General features: G+C 56.3%; 13 protein-coding genes and 1 pseudogene. 6 read left to right on the top strand and 8 right to left on the bottom strand.

Translation table 11 applies throughout. The features are described 5' to 3' along the window. Positions 1 to 345 precede the first annotated feature (345 nt). Both asnS and IB144_RS17385 read right to left on the bottom strand, forming a co-directional pair. Complete coding sequence (asnS, locus tag IB144_RS17390; protein ID WP_002898206.1) at positions 346 to 1,746, bottom strand: asparagine--tRNA ligase; 1,401 nt, start codon at positions 1,744 to 1,746, stop codon at positions 346 to 348. A 175-nt stretch (positions 1,747 to 1,921) separates the two neighbouring features. Continuing rightward, positions 1,922 to 2,383 (bottom strand): Lrp/AsnC family transcriptional regulator, encoded by a 462-nt coding sequence (locus IB144_RS17385; protein WP_002898209.1) that lies wholly within the window; start codon positions 2,381 to 2,383, stop codon positions 1,922 to 1,924. Positions 2,384 to 2,754: 371 nt separating this feature from the next. Here IB144_RS17385 and dpaL point away from each other — a divergent pair, with 371 nt between their 5' ends. The 4 genes from dpaL (at position 2,755) to IB144_RS17365 (ending at position 7,766) form a co-directional block, all read left to right on the top strand. Beyond that, the gene (dpaL, locus tag IB144_RS17380; RefSeq protein WP_019704435.1) at positions 2,755 to 3,906 is read left to right on the top strand and encodes a diaminopropionate ammonia-lyase; all 1,152 of its coding nucleotides are present in this window, start codon (positions 2,755 to 2,757) and stop codon (positions 3,904 to 3,906) included. A 122-nt stretch (positions 3,907 to 4,028) separates the two neighbouring features. Next, positions 4,029 to 5,318: an aromatic amino acid transport family protein gene (locus IB144_RS17375; protein WP_032419136.1), complete on the top strand. Its 1,290-nt coding sequence runs from the start codon at positions 4,029 to 4,031 to the stop codon at positions 5,316 to 5,318. A gap of 24 nt (positions 5,319 to 5,342) precedes the next feature. Then, entirely contained in the window at positions 5,343 to 6,581 is a 1,239-nt protein-coding gene (locus tag IB144_RS17370; protein ID WP_004141764.1) for a Zn-dependent hydrolase, read from the top strand. Positions 6,582 to 6,599: 18 nt separating this feature from the next. Next, positions 6,600 to 7,766, top strand: a complete 1,167-nt coding sequence (locus IB144_RS17365) for a M20 aminoacylase family protein (RefSeq protein WP_004147828.1) — start codon at positions 6,600 to 6,602, stop codon at positions 7,764 to 7,766. A 42-nt stretch (positions 7,767 to 7,808) separates the two neighbouring features. Here the strand turns inward: IB144_RS17365 and pncB are convergent, their stop codons facing one another. Beyond that, positions 7,809 to 9,011 (bottom strand): nicotinate phosphoribosyltransferase, encoded by a 1,203-nt coding sequence (gene pncB / locus IB144_RS17360; RefSeq protein ID WP_002898217.1) that lies wholly within the window; start codon positions 9,009 to 9,011, stop codon positions 7,809 to 7,811. 326 nt (positions 9,012 to 9,337) lie between these two features. On the opposite strand from pncB, the gene pepN reads away from it, so the two are divergent. Then, positions 9,338 to 11,953 carry an aminopeptidase N gene (gene pepN, locus IB144_RS17355; protein ID WP_002898220.1) on the top strand — a complete coding sequence of 872 codons (2,616 nt, stop codon included), beginning with the start codon at positions 9,338 to 9,340 and terminating at the stop codon, positions 11,951 to 11,953. A gap of 97 nt (positions 11,954 to 12,050) precedes the next feature. Here pepN and ssuB read toward each other — a convergent pair whose 3' ends face one another. The 5 genes and pseudogenes from ssuB to ssuE all read right to left on the bottom strand — a co-directional run bounded on the left by ssuB (position 12,051) and on the right by ssuE (position 16,295). Then, positions 12,051 to 12,824, bottom strand: a complete 774-nt coding sequence (ssuB, locus tag IB144_RS17350) for an aliphatic sulfonates ABC transporter ATP-binding protein (protein WP_004150838.1) — start codon at positions 12,822 to 12,824, stop codon at positions 12,051 to 12,053. Beyond that, positions 12,821 to 13,612, bottom strand: coding sequence for an aliphatic sulfonate ABC transporter permease SsuC (gene ssuC, locus IB144_RS17345; RefSeq protein WP_004141755.1), 792 nt, complete (start codon positions 13,610 to 13,612; stop codon positions 12,821 to 12,823). Before ssuC ends, ssuB begins: the two co-directional genes overlap by 4 nt. Before the next feature lie 10 nt (positions 13,613 to 13,622). Continuing rightward, complete coding sequence (ssuD, locus tag IB144_RS17340; protein ID WP_032419135.1) at positions 13,623 to 14,768, bottom strand: FMNH2-dependent alkanesulfonate monooxygenase; 1,146 nt, start codon at positions 14,766 to 14,768, stop codon at positions 13,623 to 13,625. Then, positions 14,728 to 15,727 (bottom strand): annotated as a pseudogene (locus IB144_RS17335) (sulfonate ABC transporter substrate-binding protein). Before IB144_RS17335 ends, ssuD begins: the two are co-directional and overlap by 41 nt. Beyond that, positions 15,720 to 16,295: an NADPH-dependent FMN reductase gene (gene ssuE / locus IB144_RS17330; protein ID WP_002898296.1), complete on the bottom strand. Its 576-nt coding sequence runs from the start codon at positions 16,293 to 16,295 to the stop codon at positions 15,720 to 15,722. Before ssuE ends, IB144_RS17335 begins: the two are co-directional and overlap by 8 nt. Positions 16,296 to 16,544: 249 nt before the next feature. Here ssuE and pyrD point away from each other — a divergent pair, with 249 nt between their 5' ends. Beyond that, the gene (gene pyrD / locus IB144_RS17325) at positions 16,545 to 17,555 is read left to right on the top strand and encodes a quinone-dependent dihydroorotate dehydrogenase (RefSeq protein ID WP_002898303.1); all 1,011 of its coding nucleotides are present in this window, start codon (positions 16,545 to 16,547) and stop codon (positions 17,553 to 17,555) included. The last annotated feature ends 89 nt before the right edge of the window (positions 17,556 to 17,644 follow it).

The raw sequence follows: 17,644 nt of genomic DNA, 5'->3' as shown, positions 1-17,644 counted from the left end.
GGATAAGGGAAAACGCGATTGCTTATCTATCTATATGAATTATTTATGATTAATTTGGCTAAGCGGCAATTCGTTCATTTTGTGTATTGAATTCGTATTCTTTTTATTCAGTCTCTGTCTTTGCAAGATGTGCGGGTAAAGGTCAAAAAATGAGCAAATTTATCAGCGGTTTTGCTCAGTTATGAACATAAAGTGCGATCTGCATCACCAGGATGCACCGAAACAGTGCGTAACATAATTGTGATTTCCAGGTCTTGATGTTTAAGGTTGTTGAATTTTACTAACAGTAATTGACATAAAAAAAGGCCAGCTTGCGCTGGCCTTTCAGATTGATGTCAGAAAAATTTAGAATGTCGCGTTGCGCGGCGTCCGCGGGAACGGAATAACATCGCGGACGTTCTGCACGCCGGTGACGTAAGCGATGAGGCGTTCGAAGCCCAGACCGAAGCCGGAATGCGGCACGGTGCCGTAGCGACGCAGGTCGCGATACCACCAGTAGTCTTCTTTGTTAAGCCCCATCTCTGCCATACGCGCGTCAAGCACGTCGAGACGCTCTTCACGCTGGGAACCCCCGATAATCTCGCCGATGCCCGGCGCCAGAACGTCCATTGCCGCGACGGTTTTACCGTCTTCGTTAAGGCGCATATAGAACGCTTTAATGTCTTTCGGGTAGTTTTTCACCACCACCGGCGCTTTGAAGTGCTCTTCGGCCAGGTAACGTTCGTGCTCAGAGGAGAGATCCACGCCCCAGTACACCGGGTTCTCGAACTGTTTGCCGCAGTTTTCCAGAATGGTGACGGCGTCGGTGTAATCCACCTGGGCAAAATCAGCGGTGATAAAGCGCTGCAGACGGTCGATAGCGTCTTTATCCACGCGCTCGGCGAAGAACTGCATGTCGTCCGCACGCTCTTCCAGTACCGCTTTGAAGACGTACTTGAGCATCGCTTCCGCCAGGCCGGCAACGTCGTTCAGGTTGGCGAAGGCCACTTCCGGCTCCAGCATCCAGAATTCCGCCAGGTGGCGGCTGGTGTTGGAGTTCTCGGCGCGGAAGGTCGGGCCGAAGGTATAAATCTTCGACAGCGCACAGGCGTAGGTCTCGCCGTTCAGCTGGCCGGAAACGGTCAGGAACGACTCTTTACCGAAGAAGTCTTTGTCGAAATCGACTTTGCCCTGATCGTTACGCGGCAGGTTTTCCAGATCCAGCGTCGACACGCGGAACATTTCGCCGGCGCCTTCGGTATCGGAGGCGGTGATCAGCGGGGTGGAAACCCAGAAGAAGCCCTGTTCGTTGAAGAAGCGGTGCAGCGCCTGCGCCAGGGTGTGACGCACGCGGGCTACCGCGCCAATCAGGTTGGTGCGCGGACGCAGGTGCGCTACTTCACGCAGATACTCGATGCTGTGGCGCTTGGCCGCCATCGGGTAGGTGTCCGGGTCTTCTACCCAGCCGGTCACTTCCACGCTGGTCGCCTGGATCTCAAAGCTTTGACCTTGACCCTGAGAAGCTACGACTTTACCGGTGACAATCACCGAGCAGCCGGTGGTCAGACGCAGCACTTCCTGATTGTAATTGGGCAGAGAATTATTAATAACGGCCTGTACAGGATCAAAGCAGGAACCGTCATAGACGGCGAGGAAAGAAAAGCCAGCTTTAGAATCTCGGCGGGTACGCACCCATCCGCGGACCGTGACTTCGCTGTCAACGGCAACGCGGCCCTGGAGTACGTCGGCTACAGGCACAACGCTCATAATAATCTCTCTATGTAGTCCAATAAAAAAGTCTCTTCCCCCAACAGCGGGGGGATATCTATGTTACCTGTCATCTTCCATCAGACAAGTAGATTTCGCACAGGGAAGGGTGGATTTCGGAAATAAATACACCTCCGGGGCGTTCTTTGGCTCCCCATGTCGACTTTTACACGACTTACTCGATAATGACCGTCATTTCCTGCTTCGCATTTTGCATCGACACGATGGTCCGGAAAGACTTGATATTTCCCGAGGCAAAAAAGAGTTCACGGGTTAGCGCTTCGTATTCCGCCATATCACGGACGTTGATCACGAGCAGGAAATCGAAGTCGCCAGTGACATAGTAGACCTGCTGCACTTGCGGACAGGTTACGAAACGCTGTTTATCCTCCTCAAGCAGATCGAGACGTTCATTCTCAATGGTCACCTGCACCATAATGGTGATTGGTCTTCCCACTTTACTGGCGTCCACTAAGCTAACACTGCCTTTAATCACTCCTGCATCCTCCAGTGCAGCGATACGCCGATTGACTGCCGAAGGAGACAGGCTGATCCGATCGGCGATCTCCCGTTGCGACAAGCGATTATTACGCTGCAAGAGCGTAAGAATTTTTTTATCCCATGCGTCAAGTTTCATCATATATCTCGTCCTGCAAGCCTGTGATCAACCTCACTAATGCAACGTTGTTGCGTGAGAATGATAAAACAGAGTGAAAATTGCGGCGCGATGGGCAACTTTGCGCCAATTAACCGCCGGGCGCAGTGTACCATCACAGGCAGTGGGAAAGCGGTATATCGCGACAAAAAGCCTCTCACATTCTGACTTAACCAATTTAAAGCGACCGTCCTGTCTCAGGCCGCACGGATCCGTGCACCCGTTGTTTAGGCGGAATGGTCGCAAATAACGTTATCGTCGCAGGACGATATGAAAATAGAGGTGCCTGAATAGTGGACACAATTAAATTTCAACTTAACGCCCGGCGGCAGCCCTATGGCCAGGGAGCAGACTTGAGTCTGCTGAATGAAAGCGTGGGGAACGAAGTGCTGGCATTCCATCAAAAATTTCCTGATTACCGGGTCACGCCGCTGCGTAAGCTGGAATTTTTAAGCCAGCGGCTGGGGCTGGGATCGATCCATATAAAAGATGAAGCGCAGCGATTCGGTTTGAATGCGTTTAAAGGATTAGGCGGATCTTATGCGATGGGGAAATATCTCGCCGCTCTGCTTGAGCGAGATATTAATACGTTGAGCTTTGCCGAGCTTAATTCACCAGTGATTAAGGCGCGTATCAAGGACATCGTATTTGTGACTGCTACCGACGGTAACCACGGACGTGGCGTGGCGTGGGCGGCTGAGCAGCTTGGGCTGCGTGCGGTGGTGTATATGCCAAAGGGCTCGTCGCCGGTACGCGCGCAGAATATTCGCCGGCATGGCGCCGAATGCACGATTACTGAACTGAACTACGACGACACAGTTCGGCTGGCGGCCAAAACCGCGCGCGAGCAGGGATGGGTTCTACTCCAGGATACCGCCTGGCAGGGCTACGAGCAGATCCCCACATGGATCATGCAAGGCTATATGACCCTCGCTGTTGAAATCTGGCAGCAGCTGGCAGAAAGCGGAGCGTCGATGCCGACGCATCTGTTTTTACAAGCCGGGGTCGGGTCGTTTGCCGGTAGCATCATGGGATATTTCATCGAAAAGATGCAGCAGCAGGCTCCCACCATCATCATCGTTGAGCCGCACAAGGCGAACTGCCTGTTTCGCTCGGCAACCATTAATGACGGACTGCCGCACAGCGTCGGCGGGGATATGTCAACCCTGATGGCCGGGCTTGCCTGTGGTGAACCTAATATCACCAGCTGGCCAATGCTCCGCGACCATGCCACCTGTTTTATTTCCGCCGACGATTGTCTGGCGGCCAACGGCATGCGCCTGTTGGCCGCTCCGCGACCAGGTACTGACGAACCTTTTGTCTCCGGGGAATCCGGCGCTATTGGCACAGGAGTGCTTTATGCGCTGATGACTCAACCGGCGTATCGCGAGCTTGCCGAATCGCTGCGCCTGAATGCCGATGCACAGGTTCTGTTAATCAGCACGGAAGGAGATACATCACCCGATGTCTATGAAGACATCGTCTGGTTTGGCCGTAATGGTTGAGCGCTATCGACAATAACAAGGGGGCCATCTTACCTACCCTACAAGCCCTCGGTATGACAAGCGTTCTGACTCATAACGAAAACATACGCGCTTTCGCGTCATGCATAGAGAGAACCTGACCGATGAATACTGAAAATATAATTATCAATAAAGGATATTCCGATCCCGCAAAGTGGCATAGCGAAGATACCGTTTGGGTCCTTGGCCTGTTCGGTACCGCCATTGGCGCCGGGGTGCTGTTTCTGCCGATTAATGCCGGAATTGGCGGCTTCTGGCCGCTGCTGATTGTTTTTGTCCTCGCTTTTCCTATTACTTATCTGGCTCACCGCGGTCTGGCGAGATTCATTTACTCTTCCAATACGCCGGAAAGCAGTATTACCGATGTTATTGGCGAGCATTTTGGCGCGCTGGCGGGAAAAGTATTTACCGTCATCTATTTCTTCGCCGTCTATACCATTCTGATTATGTATGCGGTGGCTATCACCAACACCGCGCAGAGCTTTATCACCCACCAGTTGGCAATGGCCGAGCCTCCCCGGTCGCTGGTGGCCATCGTTCTGATCCTCGGGCTGATGTTTATCGTCCGTTTCGGACAGCGTTTGATAATGCGGGTGATGAGCACCCTGGTTTATCCCTTCATCATCTCGCTTATTTTTATGGCACTTTTTCTGATTCCGCACTGGAACGGCGCAATTTTGCAAACCGTAAGCTTCAGCGCCACGGGCGATACGCAGGGGATCATATTATCCCTGTGGATGACCTTCCCGGTACTGGTGATGTCGTTTAACCACTATCCCATCATTTCGCCGATGGTGGTGCGCCAGAAGCAGCGTTACGGTCTGGCGCTCGCTGAGGGTAAATGTGCGCAGATCCAGCGCTACGGTATCCTGCTCATGACGGTGGTGGTGCTGTTTTTTGTTCTCAGCTGCGTGTTAAGCCTGTCGCCGCAGCAACTGGCGGAAGCCAAAGCCCAGAATCTGTCGATTTTGTCCTATCTGGCCAATCAGTACGATACACCGATTATTGCCTGGCTATCGCCGATTATCGCCTTTGTCGCTATTACTAAATCATTTCTTGGCCACTACATCGGCGCCTATGAATCGCTGCGCGACCTGATTCTGGAGGCCGCCGCCGCACGCGGTAAAAAACCTGGTATTCGCCTCGTCGACGCGGTCATCCTGGTGTTTATGGTGCTTACCTGCTGGTTCGCCGCGTACAAGAACCCCAGTATCCTCGGTATTATCGAATGCATCAGCGGTCCCACCGGGGCGGCAATTCTGCTGCTGTTGCCTATGTACGCCATTCATAAATTACCGGTGCTTGCCCCCTGGCGCGGTAAAGCGAGCAACGTTTTCGTCACCCTGATCGGTCTTATCACCGTATCTGCCATTTTTTACGGCATGTTCCAATAACCACCATTATTAGCGAGATGTTATATGAGTCATTATCTGCAGATTAACGGCCAACGGCTTATCGATTCCCTGTATGCACTTGGCGAACATGGTGCGCTGCCAGGCGGCGGTGTATGCCGCCTGGCAGCGACTGCCGAAGATAAAGCCGGCAGGGACTTTGTTGTAGCCCGCATGAAGGCGCTGGGCCTGAGCGTGTCAATTGATGCTATCGGCAATGTCACCGGCGTTTATCACGGCGAGGAGACGTTGCCGATGGTGATGATGGGGTCACATATCGATACCGTCGCCACAGGTGGGTTATACGATGGCAACTACGGCGTTATGGCCGGCCTTGAGGTGATTGCCACCCTCCAGGATGCCGGGATCCGCACCCGACGACCGTTGGCGGTAACCTTCTTTACTAACGAGGAGGGGGTGCGATTTCAGCCCGATATGATGGGCAGCGTGGTGTTTGCCGGCGAGTATCCGTTGGCGCAGGCGCTCGCGGCAAAAGATCTCGACGGTATCACGCTCGATGAAGCGCTGCGTAACATTGGTTATAAAGGCGAACGTCAGCCGGGAGATATGGCGGTAGATAGCTACGTTGAGCTGCATATCGAACAGGGACCAATTCTTGATAAAGAGCAGATTGATATTGGCGTGGTTACCGGCGTACAGGGTATTTCGTGGCAGGAATTTACCCTGAGAGGCGTATCGAATCATGCGGGTACTACCCCAATGTCCATGAGACGTGATGCCGGGCTGGCGGCTGCGAAAATCGCTGTTTTTGCCCGTGAGCTGGCGCTAAGCCTTGGTGGTAATCAGGTAGCTACCGTTGGACATTTCAGCGTGAAGCCTAATCTGATCAACGTCATTCCCAACCATGTCGTCATGTCAGTGGATCTCCGCAATACCGATAATGCGATCTTATGTCTGGCGGAGCAGCAATTGGCCGAATTTGTCGCGAAAACGTCGCAGGAAGAGGGCGTGGAGATAACCAGCCGCTCACTGGTGCGCTTTAATCCGGTCATTTTTGCCGATGAGATCGTCAATGCGGTGGAAGCCGAGGCGGAGCGTCAGGCGCTCAGTTACCGACGTTTGCCAAGCGGCGCCGGACACGATGCACAATTTATGGCGTCGGTATGTCCCGCCGGGATGATTTTTGTCCCCTGCGTCGATGGCATTAGCCATAACGTCAAAGAACATAGCGCAGCCAAAGATCTGATTGCTGGCGCCAATGTGCTGCTGCAGGTGGTTTTACAGCGCGCCCAGCGTATGGACTAATGTTTACAGGAGCAGAGAATGAATCAGCAACAGCTAAAGCAGCAGCTTATCGCCTGGCGTCACTATTTGCATGCCCATCCGGAAAGCGCCTTCGAGGAGCAGAATACTTCACGGTTTATTGCCGAAAAGCTCGAAGCTATGGGCATTGAGGTGCACCGCGATATTGGCAAAACCGGGGTGGTGGGGAGATTGAAATGCGGCGACGGGAAGGGCGTTATCGCTATTCGTGCCGATATCGATGCCATTCAATTGACCGAACAGGGAGACTGGTCTTACCGCTCCATGACCGCCGAGCGGATGCACGGCTGCGGACATGATGGTCATACCTGCATTGCGCTGGGCGCGGCGCAGTTGCTATTGCAGCGGCAGAATTTTAACGGCACGGTCTGCTTTGTTTTTCAGCCTGCTGAGGAACCTGGCTATGGCGCCAGAGCGATGATGGACGATGGCGTTATTGAACGCTTTGGCATAGAGGAAATCTACGGTCTGCATAATATGCCGGGTATGAAAGCCGGGACTATCGCCACGCGAGTCGGTGGCATTATGGCCAGTGAAGATAACTTTATTATTCGTATTAAAGGGCAGGGAGCGCATGCGGCGCGGCCGCATATGGCGAAAGATCCGCTGGTCATTGCGGCGGAAATCATCCTGGCTTTGCAGACAATTGTTTCGCGAAATGTTGATCCGAACGTGCCAGCGGTCATTTCCTGTACTGAACTGCACACCGATGGCATCCGCAATGCGATTCCGACGCACGTCGAAATCAAAGGGGATACGCGCAGCTTTGCACCGGAGGTGCAGATGCTGCTCGAAGAACGAATGCGTACCATTAGCGAAGCGATTTGCGCGATGCACGGTGCGACGTGCCAGTTCAGCTATACCCATGAATTTGCGCCAACGGTGAACTGGCAGCAATGCGTTGATGTAGCGGTCACCGCTGCGATTAACGTGGTAGGGGCTGAGAAGGTGGACGGCAACGTCGCACAGATGATGATTTCGGAAGATTTTGGCGCTTTTCTGCAAAAAATCCCCGGCTGTTTCATCTTTTTAGGCAACGGCGATAGTTCAGATGCTCAGGGCAATACACCGTTGCATAATGCCTGCTACGACTTTAATGATGAGATATTGCTAACTGGCGCGGAGTATTTTGCCGAGGTCGTCAGAGCCCGTCTGCCGCAGGAGTGATATTGATTGGCCCGATAGCAGAATGCCGTCGGGCCATGTTTTTTAGCTTGCCTTTTTAATCGGCGGCAGGTCGAAAGCCTCGCGCAGGGCGCGGACGAAGGCCTTATCGTGGCAGATGGTTTTCCCCGGGCTGTCGGAGAGTTTCGCCACCGGCTTGCCATTACATTCCACCAGCTTAATCACGATATTGAGCGGTTTAACCTGCGGCAGATCGCAGGTTAAACGGGTGCCAATCCCAAAGCTGAGCTTCACCCGCGAGGCGAAGTGGCGGTACAGATCGACGGCTTTGGCCAGGTCGAGATTATCGGAGAAGACCAGCACTTTGCTCAGCGGATCGATACCCAGCTTCTGATAATGGGCGATAGCTTTTTCTCCCCATTCCACCGGGTCGCCGGAATCGTGGCGCAACCCCTGATAGCGGGTGGCGAATTCCGGACCGAAATCGCGCAGGAACGCATCCATAGTGATGCAGTCGGTCAGCGCGATGCCCAGCTGGTCGGGATACTCTTCCAGCCAGGCGGCAAGGGCCGCCCGCTGGCTGCTGGCAAGGCTGGGGCTGATCTGCTGGTGGGCCTGGAACCACTCATGGGCCTGGGTACCCATCGGGGTTAAATTCAGACGGCGCGCCAGATCGTAATTGCTGGTGCCGACAAACCATGGTTCCTGCTGCAGACGCCGCACAATACCTTCCTGCACCTCGCGTGAGAAACGACGGCGGGTGCCGAAGTCCATCAGACGGAAGGCGCTCATGTCGAGGTCAGCGGTCATGGTGGCGAAGTCGCCTAGCTTATGTTCCAGCGTGTTGAGCGCCTGATCGACGCCCATCTCTGGTGAACGATAGCGATGGACCAACTCGCTTATCACCGCCAGCAGCGGGACTTCCCACATGATGGCTTCCCGCCATGGGCCGGTAAGGCGAATGTTCAGCTTACCATTGTCATTGCTGACCGTGACCTGGCTCGGGTCATAGCGAAAATCGCGCAGCCAGTTGAGGTAATCCTGGCGAAAAAAGGGAAGGGTGGACAGCCAGCGATATTCATCATCCCGCAGCCTCAGGTCGCGCATGGACTCCACCTGCTCGCGGATCGCGTCGGCATAGATGCCGAGCAGGTCGTCTCCGCGGCAGCGAAACTCCGCCGCCACATGCACATCGCCGTAGCGGTGGAAGACAGCCTGCTGCATGTGCAGCTTATAGGCATCCGTATCAAGCAGCGAGTGCAGTACAGGAGAAGTGAATTGTGTCATGGTGCGCAGTAGCATCCTCTCACTGGAGCGTTCCATCGAAACCAACGCGGAAAATGGAGGCGGAGTATACCTTTATTACCCGACTCTGTCCCGCGATGGCGAGCAATGGTGACGCTAACGGTCATTTGCGAGGCCTAGTTTAATATATTGAACATGGATCACACCACAAGCTTTGCGTCGGGTCGAGGGCATTTCGTGCCGCGAGTGTTAACAAAATGTAGCGATTTCCGTGTTTCACGTTGAAAAGATGAAGATTCTGCATAGCGCGATTGACACAACAGGAATAGACTGGGACGACACTTTACCGAAGATGCTAAAGGTTTTTTATGACACAACAGCCCCAAGCCAAATACCGCCACGACTATCGTGCGCCGGAGTATCTGATTAGTGATATCGATTTGACCTTTGACCTGGATGCCGCAAAAACCGTTGTTACGGCCGAGAGCAAGGTCTCCCGCCACGCGGCTGCGTCTGATGTGCCATTGCGCCTGGACGGCGAAGATCTGACCCTGATCGCTCTGCAGGTGAACGGCCAGCCGTGGAGTGACTATAAAGAAGAAAACAATCAGCTGGTGATCGGCGGCCTGCCGGAGCATTTCACCCTGACCATCGTCAATGAGATCAGCCCGGCGGCGAACACCGCGCTGGAAGGCCTGTATCAGTCAGGCGAAGCGCTGTGCACCCAGTGCGAAGCGGAAGGTTTCCGCCATATCACCTGGTATCTGGACCGTCCGGATGTGCTGGCGCGCTTTACCACCAAAATTATCGCCGATAAAGCGAAATACCCGTTCCTGCTTTCCAACGGCAACCGTATGGCGGAAGGGGAGCTGGAGAACGGTCGTCACTGGGTACAGTGGCAGGATCCGTTCCCGAAGCCGTGCTATCTGTTTGCGCTGGTGGCCGGTGATTTTGACGTCCTGCGCGATTCATTCCGCACCCGCTCTGGCCGCGAAGTGGCGCTGGAGCTGTACGTCGATCGCGGCAACCTCGATCGCGCTCCCTGGGCGATGACCTCGCTGAAAAACTCTATGAAGTGGGATGAGGAGCGCTTTGGCCTCGAGTACGACCTCGATATCTATATGATTGTCGCCGTCGACTTCTTTAATATGGGTGCCATGGAGAACAAAGGACTCAACGTCTTTAACTCCAAATATGTTCTGGCCCGTACCGATACCGCCACCGATAAAGACTACCTCGATATTGAGCGCGTGATTGGTCATGAATATTTCCATAACTGGACCGGCAACCGCGTCACCTGTCGTGACTGGTTCCAGCTCAGCCTGAAAGAGGGGCTGACCGTGTTCCGCGATCAGGAGTTCAGTTCCGACCTCGGCTCACGGGCGGTGAACCGCATCAACAACGTGCGCACCATGCGCGGGCTGCAGTTTGCCGAAGACGCCAGCCCGATGGCGCACCCGATCCGTCCGGATATGGTTATCGAGATGAACAACTTCTACACCCTGACGGTCTATGAAAAGGGTGCCGAAGTGATCCGCATGTTGCACACCCTGCTGGGTGAAGAAAACTTCCAGAAAGGGATGCAGCTGTACTTTGAACGCCATGACGGCAGCGCCGCCACCTGCGACGATTTCGTGCAGGCGATGGAAGATGCCTCTAACGTCGACCTGTCGCACTTCCGCCTCTGGTACAGCCAGTCCGGTACGCCAATCGTCACCGTGCATGACGACTATAATCCGGAGACCGAGCAGTATACGTTGACCATCAGCCAGCGTACGCCGCCGACCGCCGAGCAGGCCGAGAAGCAGCCGCTGCATATCCCGTTTGCCATTGAGCTGTACGATAACGAGGGCAAGGTGATCCCCCTGCAGAAGGGCGGTCACCCGGTACACCCGGTGCTTAATGTGACCCAGGCCGAGCAGACTTTCGTCTTCGATAACGTTTATTTCCAGCCGGTGCCGGCGCTGCTGTGCGAATTTTCAGCGCCTGTGAAACTGGAATACAAGTGGAGCGATCAGCAGCTGACCTTCCTGATGCGTCACGCGCGGAATGATTTCTCGCGCTGGGATGCGGCGCAGAGCCTGCTGGCGACTTACATCAAGCTGAACGTCAACCGCCATCAGCAGGGGCAGCCGCTGTCGCTGCCGGTGCACGTAGCGGATGCCTTCCGCGCCATCCTGCTGGATGAGAAGATTGATCCGGCGCTGGCCGCTGAGATCTTAACCCTGCCGTCAGCCAACGAAATCGCCGAGATGTTCGCGATTATCGATCCGATCGCCATCGCCGCCGTGCGCGAAGCGCTCACCCGCACCCTGGCGAACGAACTGGCGGACGAATTCCTCGCGGTTTATAACGCCAATAAGCTCGACAGCTATCGGGTGGAGCACGCCGATATTGGTAAACGTGCTCTGCGCAATACCTGCCTGCGCTATCTGGCGTTTGCGGAACCGACGCTGGGCGATAAGCTGGTGGCGACGCAGTATCACCAGGCAGATAACATGACCGACGCGCTGGCCGCCCTGTCGGCGGCGGTTGCCGCTGAGTTGCCGTGCCGCGATGCGCTGATGCAGGAGTACGATGACAAATGGCATCAGGACGGTCTGGTGATGGATAAGTGGTTTATCCTGCAGTCCACCAGCCCGGCAGCCAACGTGGTGGAAACCGTGCGCGGTCTGCTGAACCACCGTTCGTTCAGCATGAGCAACCCGAACCGTGTGCGCTCGTTAATCGGCGCTTTCGCCAGCAGCAACCCGGCGGCGTTCCATGCTGAAGATGGCAGCGGCTATCAGTTCCTGGTGGAGATGCTGACCGAGCTTAACCAGCGTAACCCGCAGGTGGCGTCGCGCCTGATTGAGCCGTTGATTCGTCTGAAGCGTTATGATGAGAAGCGACAGGCGCTGATGCGCGCCGCGCTGGAGCAGCTGAAGGGGCTGGAGAATCTCTCTGGCGACCTGTTCGAGAAAATCAGTAAGGCGCTGGCGTAACGGTGGCAAAATCCCCGGTTGCGCTCTCGCTTACCGGGGCTACAGCGCTGTGCGATTTGGTAGCCCGGCCGAGCGAAGCGCGGGCCGGGGACGTTAGTTAGCCATGACTAAACAAACGCGGCGCACGCTCGCTGTCGCCGCGTTTCATCACCCGATCCAGTACTTCAGCCTCCAGCTCGGCCAGCTTCGCCGAACCGGTGCGCCGCGGTCGCGGGATATCCACGCTTAAATCGAGGCCAATCTTCTTCTCTTCAATTAACAGCACCCGATCGGCCATGGCCACCGCTTCACTGACGTCGTGCGTGACCAGCAGGACCGTAAAGCCATGCTCCTGCCACAGGGAGACGATCAGCTCCTGCATCTCCAGACGGGTGAGGGCATCCAGCGCCCCCAGCGGTTCGTCCAGCAGCAGCAGGCGCGGGCGATGGATCAGCGCGCGGGCCAGCGCAACGCGCTGCTTCTGCCCACCCGACAGCGCGGCCGGCCACTCCTGTGCGCGGCTTTCAAGTCCGACGCTGGCCAACGCCTGCAGGGCGGCGTCGCGCCAGGCGCCTTTTAACCCCAGCCCCACGTTATCAATCACTGTTTTCCACGGCAGCAGGCGCGCATCCTGAAACATCATCCGGGTGTCGTCCTGGATCGCCGCCAGGGGCGTCGCGCCAGCCAGCAGTTCGCCGGCGTTTGGTTTTTCCAGACCTGCCAGCAGGCGCAGCAGGGTACTTTTGCCGCCGCCGCTGCGGCCTACCACCGCCACAAACTGGCCGCTGGGAATATGCAGATCCAGCTCGTTAAGAATGGTGTTGTCGCCATAGCGTTTCGTCACCCCGTTCAGCAGCAGCGGGATACCTGGGTTGAGACGGGCAGTGTTCATGCGTTAGCCTCCTGAAGATGATACGCCGGATTCCAGCGCAGCCAGAGCCGTTCCAGCAGCTGGGCGCAGACGTCGGCCAGTTTGCCAAGGATGGCGTAAAGGATGATCGCCACTACCACCACGTCGGTTTGCAGAAATTCACGCGCGTTCATCGCCAGATAACCGATGCCGGCATTCGCCGAGATAGTTTCGGCGACAATAAGCGTCAGCCACATCAGACCAAGGGCAAAACGCACGCCGACCATAACTGAGGGCAGGGCGCCGGGTAATATCACGTGACGGAACAGGGCGAAGCCGGATAAGCCATAGCTGCGCGCCATCTCAACCAGCCCACGGTCAATATTGCGGATCCCGTGCCAGGTGTTGATATAGATCGGGAACAGGGTGCCCAGCGAGACAAGGAAGATCTTGGCGGTCTCATCGATGCCGAACCACAAGATCACCAGCGGGATCAGCGCCAGATGCGGGACATTGCGCAGCATCTGGATCGAGGTATCCAGCAGACGCTCGCCCCAGCGAGACAGGCCGCTGATCAGGCCGAGTATTAGCCCGATCGAGCCGCCGATGGCGAAGCCGACCAGCGCCCGCCATGAGCTGATGGCCAGATGCTGCCACAGCTCACCGCTGGCCGAGAGGGTCCAGAACGCTTTCAATACCCCCTCCGGCGAGGGCAGCACCCGCGTCGACAGCCAGCCGACGGACGAGGCCAGCTGCCAGACAATGACCGTCCCTACCGGCAGCAGCCAGGGGGCGAGGCGTAACAACAGGGGATGGGTTGATTTTGCCATCACGGTCTCCTCAGCTTTGCGCTACTTTACGCGGAATAAACTCGTTGGCGACCGCTTCCCCCTGCAGGCGCAGGCTTTGCGGCTGCGGGATGGACGGCACCGCGACGTCAAGCAGGGGGAACAGAAGCTCTCCGACCCGGTACGCCTCTTCCAGATGCGGATAGCCGGAAAAGATAAAGCTATCGATACCCAGCGCGGCGTATTCATTGATCCGTTCGGCAACGGTGGCGGCATCGCCCACCAGCGCGGTCCCGGCGCCGCCGCGCGCTAAACCCACGCCAGCCCACAGGTTGGGGCTGATTTCCAGCTTATCGCGTCGCCCGTTGTGCAGGGCCGCCATCCTTTGCTGGCCGACGGAGTCGGTTCTGGCGAAAGCCGCCTGGGCGCGGGCGATCGTCTCGTCGTCAAGATGGGAGATAAGGCTGTCCGCCGCCTGCCACGCTTCCTCGTTGGTTTCCCTGACGATCACGTGCAGACGGATGCCAAAACGCACCTGGCGACCATGCCGGGCGGCTTTCTCTCGCACCTGAGCTATTTTCTCTGCCACCTGGGCCGGCGGTTCTCCCCAGGTAAGATAAAGATCGACCTGCTCAGCGGCCAGCTCCTGCGCCACCTCAGACGAGCCGCCGAAATAGAGCGGTGGACGCGGCTGCTGCAGTGGCGGAAACAGCAGTTTGGCGTCGCGAACGCGCTGATGCTTGCCGTTAAAGGTGACGGTTTCTCCCTCCATCAGCTTACGCCAGATGTGGGTAAATTCAGCCGAGGCCTCATAGCGCTCGGTGTGGTCGAGGAAGACGCCGTCGCCTGCCAGTTCGGCAGGATCGCTGCCGGTGACCAGATTGAACAGCGCCCGGCCGTTTGACAGCCGGTCCAGGGTCGCCGCCTGACGCGCGGCCACCGTCGGCGATACCACGCTTGGCCTGAGGGCGACAAGGAACTTCAGCCGCTGCGTCACCGGGATCATTGAGGCCGCGACCAGCCACGCATCCTCACAAGAGCGTCCGGTCGGGATCAGCACGCCGGTGAAGCCCAGCCGATCCGCCGTCTGCGCGATTTGCTGCAGATAGCCATAATCGACCGGACGGGCACCCTCTTCGGTACCCAGATAACGACCATCACCATGGGTCGGTAAAAACCAGAAAATATTCAGACTCATGATTTCGCTCCTTGTGTGGCGGTGGGCTGCCAGATGCGGGCCCGGATATCAACTTTTTTTGGCACCAGCTTGTTCTCGTAGAACAGGTCTGCCGTCTGCTGCTGGCGAGCGGCGGTTTCGGCGCTCACCGGGGTAACCGCGGTGGGGGGACGATGGTCCAGATAGCTGGCGATCACCGCCTCCGGTAAGCCCATCGTTTTCGCCAGCAGCGTAATGCTTTGCGCGCGTTGGCTGTGGGTCAGGGCATCGGCCTGAGTAAAGGTGTCGAGTACGCCTTCAATGAAAGCGCCATTGCGTTCAGCGTAGGGCCGGGAAGCAAGATAGAAGGATCCCGTCTGTTTCAGATCGGTTCCGTCAGTGAGTACCCGGGCGCCGCCCTGCAGCAGCGCGGCGGAGTAGTACGGATCCCAGATGGCCCATGCGTCGACATTGCCCTGCTGGAAGGCGGCGCGCGCATCGGCGGGGGCAAGGTAAACCGGCTGAATATCGCTAAATTTCAGACCAGCGAGCTGCAGGGCGCGCAGCAGCAGATTGTGGGAGCTGGAGCCTTTCTGGAAAGCGACCTTTTTCCCTTTTAACTCAGCAACGTTATGAATCGGGCTGCCCTGCGCCACCAGGATCACCTCCGCCTTGGGCTTGGGCGGCTCCGCGCCGATATAGACCAAATCGGCGCCTGCCGCCTGGGCAAATATAGGCGGAATATCGCCGGTACTGCCGATATCAATGCTGCCGACGTTCAGCGCCTCCAGCATCTGCGGACCGGCCGGGAACTCAATCCACGAGATATGGGTTTGCGGATAGCGCTGCTCCAGCAGCTGATGGCTCTTCGCCAGCACCATGCTGACGCTGCCTTTCTGGTAGCCGATGCGCAGAGCGTCAGGCGCCGCCGGGGCGGCGTGACCCAGCGTAGAGAATAGCAGCAGTCCGCCCAGAGTCAGGGCGCGGAGAGGATTAAGCATGCTCCACCCCACGCAGAGATGTTAACGACGGCGCACGGCTGCTGGGGCGATGCAGCGCCTGCCAGAAGGTCTCCAGGGCGTCATCAAGGCGCCGCTGCAGATTCGCGGTAAACTGCGGCTTATGCTGGTAATCGGTCACCTGGCTGTCATCAGCGAAGACGCCATGGAGGATCTCCTGGGCCTTGAGGGCATTCAGCACTGGCTTCAGCGCGTAGTCCACCGCCAGCATGTGAGCGATGGTGCCGCCGGTGGCCAGCGGCAGCACAATTTTGCCCTCCAGCGCTCGCTCAGGCAGCAGGTCGAGCAGCGTTTTCAGCGCGCCGGAGAACGAGGCTTTATACACCGGCGTGGCGATGATCAGGCCATCAGCCCCGGCCAGCTGTTCATTGAGCGTCTGCAGCGCCGGGTTGTCAAAACGAGCGTACAGGAGGTCTTCCGGGGCAAAGTTCTGCAGATGCCAGTGGCAGACTTCGATATCGGCGGCGGTGAGCGTCTCTCTGGCGTATTCCAGCAAGGCGCTGGAACGGGAAGGGTAACGCGGGCTGCCCGCAAGCGTAATGACGCGCATCTCTCTCTCCTTATAACTAAATGTTTGCATTTATCTATAATTGATAACATTTATAGTGAGTGTGACAGAGGGCCATTATTTCCCTAAATGATTTATCCGCGGTTAGATAGCCGAAAAGCGCATAATGGCGCGCGGGGTAGGTAATCGTTTGCGCTGATGGGGGATTTTTTGTCGCAGGTCAATTCCCTTTCCGCAACAGATCGCACATAATACGCCCCCGGTTTGCACACCGGGAATCCAGGAGAGTTCATGTACTACCCCTTCGTTCGTAAAGCCCTTTTTCAGCTCGATCCTGAGCGCGCTCATGAAGTTACCTTTCAACAATTACGCCGTGTCACCGGGACGCCGCTGGAAATGCTGGTTCGCCAGAAGGTACCGGCCAGGCCTGTCACCTGCATGGGGCTAACCTTTAAAAACCCGCTGGGTCTGGCGGCCGGGCTGGATAAAAATGGGGAATGCATTGACGCGCTGGGCGCGATGGGGTTTGGTTCGATTGAGATCGGCACCGTGACGCCGCGTCCGCAGCCGGGCAACGATAAGCCAAGGATCTTCCGTCTGGTTGATGCCGAGGGATTGATCAACCGCATGGGCTTTAATAACCATGGCGTCGATAACCTGGTTGAGAATGTGAAAAAGGCGCATTTTGACGGCGTGCTGGGTATCAATATCGGCAAAAATAAAGATACGCCGGTTGAGCACGGGAAAGATGATTACCTGATTTGTATGGAAAAAGTCTATCCGTACGCCGGGTATATCGCCATTAATATCTCCTCGCCGAATACCCCAGGGCTGCGCACGCTGCAATACGGCGAAGCGCTGGATGATTTACTCTCCGGTATTAAAAATAAGCAGCTCGAGCTGCAGCAGAAGCATCAAAAATATGTCCCGGTCGCCGTAAAGATCGCGCCGGATCTTTTGCCTGAGGAATTGATCCAGGTTGCCGATAGCCTCGTGCGTCATAATATTGATGGCGTGATTGCAACCAATACCACCCTCGATCGTTCCCTGGTTCAGGGAATGAAACATTGCGATGAGACCGGCGGGCTTAGCGGTCGTCCATTACAATTAAAAAGCACTGAAATTATCCGTATGCTCTCCGCTGAGCTGAATGGCCGTTTGCCTATCATCGGCGTGGGCGGCATTGATTCGGTGATTGCCGCGCGGGAAAAGATTGCCGCCGGGGCATCGCTGGTGCAGATCTATTCTGGATTTATTTTTAAAGGTCCGCCGCTGATTAAAGAAATTGTTACCCACATCTAATCTTTTCCTCCTCTGAATCCCACCCAGGGCTTTATTTCCGGCCCTGGTTGTTTTATATTCCCTCACTGTTGCTTATTTAAACATTTTAG

Source organism: Klebsiella sp. K4 (assembly GCF_014596785.2).
Taxonomy (GTDB): Bacteria; Pseudomonadota; Gammaproteobacteria; order Enterobacterales; family Enterobacteriaceae; genus Klebsiella; species Klebsiella pneumoniae.
The sequence above is the reverse complement of the archived record's forward strand: the minus strand, read 5'-3'. Positions and strand labels throughout refer to the sequence as shown.

Excerpts from the sequence above, each read along its gene's own strand:
- ssuB (WP_004150838.1), bottom strand. The coding sequence starts at position 12,824 with ATGAACACTGCCCGTCTCAACCCAGGTATCCCGCTGCTGCTGAACGGG.
- IB144_RS17370 (WP_004141764.1), top strand. The coding sequence starts at position 5,343 with ATGAGTCATTATCTGCAGATTAACGGCCAACGGCTTATCGATTCCCTG.
- pyrD (WP_002898303.1), top strand. The coding sequence starts at position 16,545 with ATGTACTACCCCTTCGTTCGTAAAGCCCTTTTTCAGCTCGATCCTGAG.
- pncB (WP_002898217.1), bottom strand. The coding sequence starts at position 9,011 with ATGACACAATTCACTTCTCCTGTACTGCACTCGCTGCTTGATACGGAT.
- IB144_RS17375 (WP_032419136.1), top strand. The coding sequence starts at position 4,029 with ATGAATACTGAAAATATAATTATCAATAAAGGATATTCCGATCCCGCA.
- ssuD (WP_032419135.1), bottom strand. The coding sequence starts at position 14,768 with ATGAGTCTGAATATTTTCTGGTTTTTACCGACCCATGGTGATGGTCGT.
- IB144_RS17365 (WP_004147828.1), top strand. The coding sequence starts at position 6,600 with ATGAATCAGCAACAGCTAAAGCAGCAGCTTATCGCCTGGCGTCACTAT.
- ssuC (WP_004141755.1), bottom strand. The coding sequence starts at position 13,612 with ATGGCAAAATCAACCCATCCCCTGTTGTTACGCCTCGCCCCCTGGCTG.
- IB144_RS17385 (WP_002898209.1), bottom strand. The coding sequence starts at position 2,383 with ATGAAACTTGACGCATGGGATAAAAAAATTCTTACGCTCTTGCAGCGT.
- asnS (WP_002898206.1), bottom strand. The coding sequence starts at position 1,746 with ATGAGCGTTGTGCCTGTAGCCGACGTACTCCAGGGCCGCGTTGCCGTT.
- ssuE (WP_002898296.1), bottom strand. The coding sequence starts at position 16,295 with ATGCGCGTCATTACGCTTGCGGGCAGCCCGCGTTACCCTTCCCGTTCC.
- pepN (WP_002898220.1), top strand. The coding sequence starts at position 9,338 with ATGACACAACAGCCCCAAGCCAAATACCGCCACGACTATCGTGCGCCG.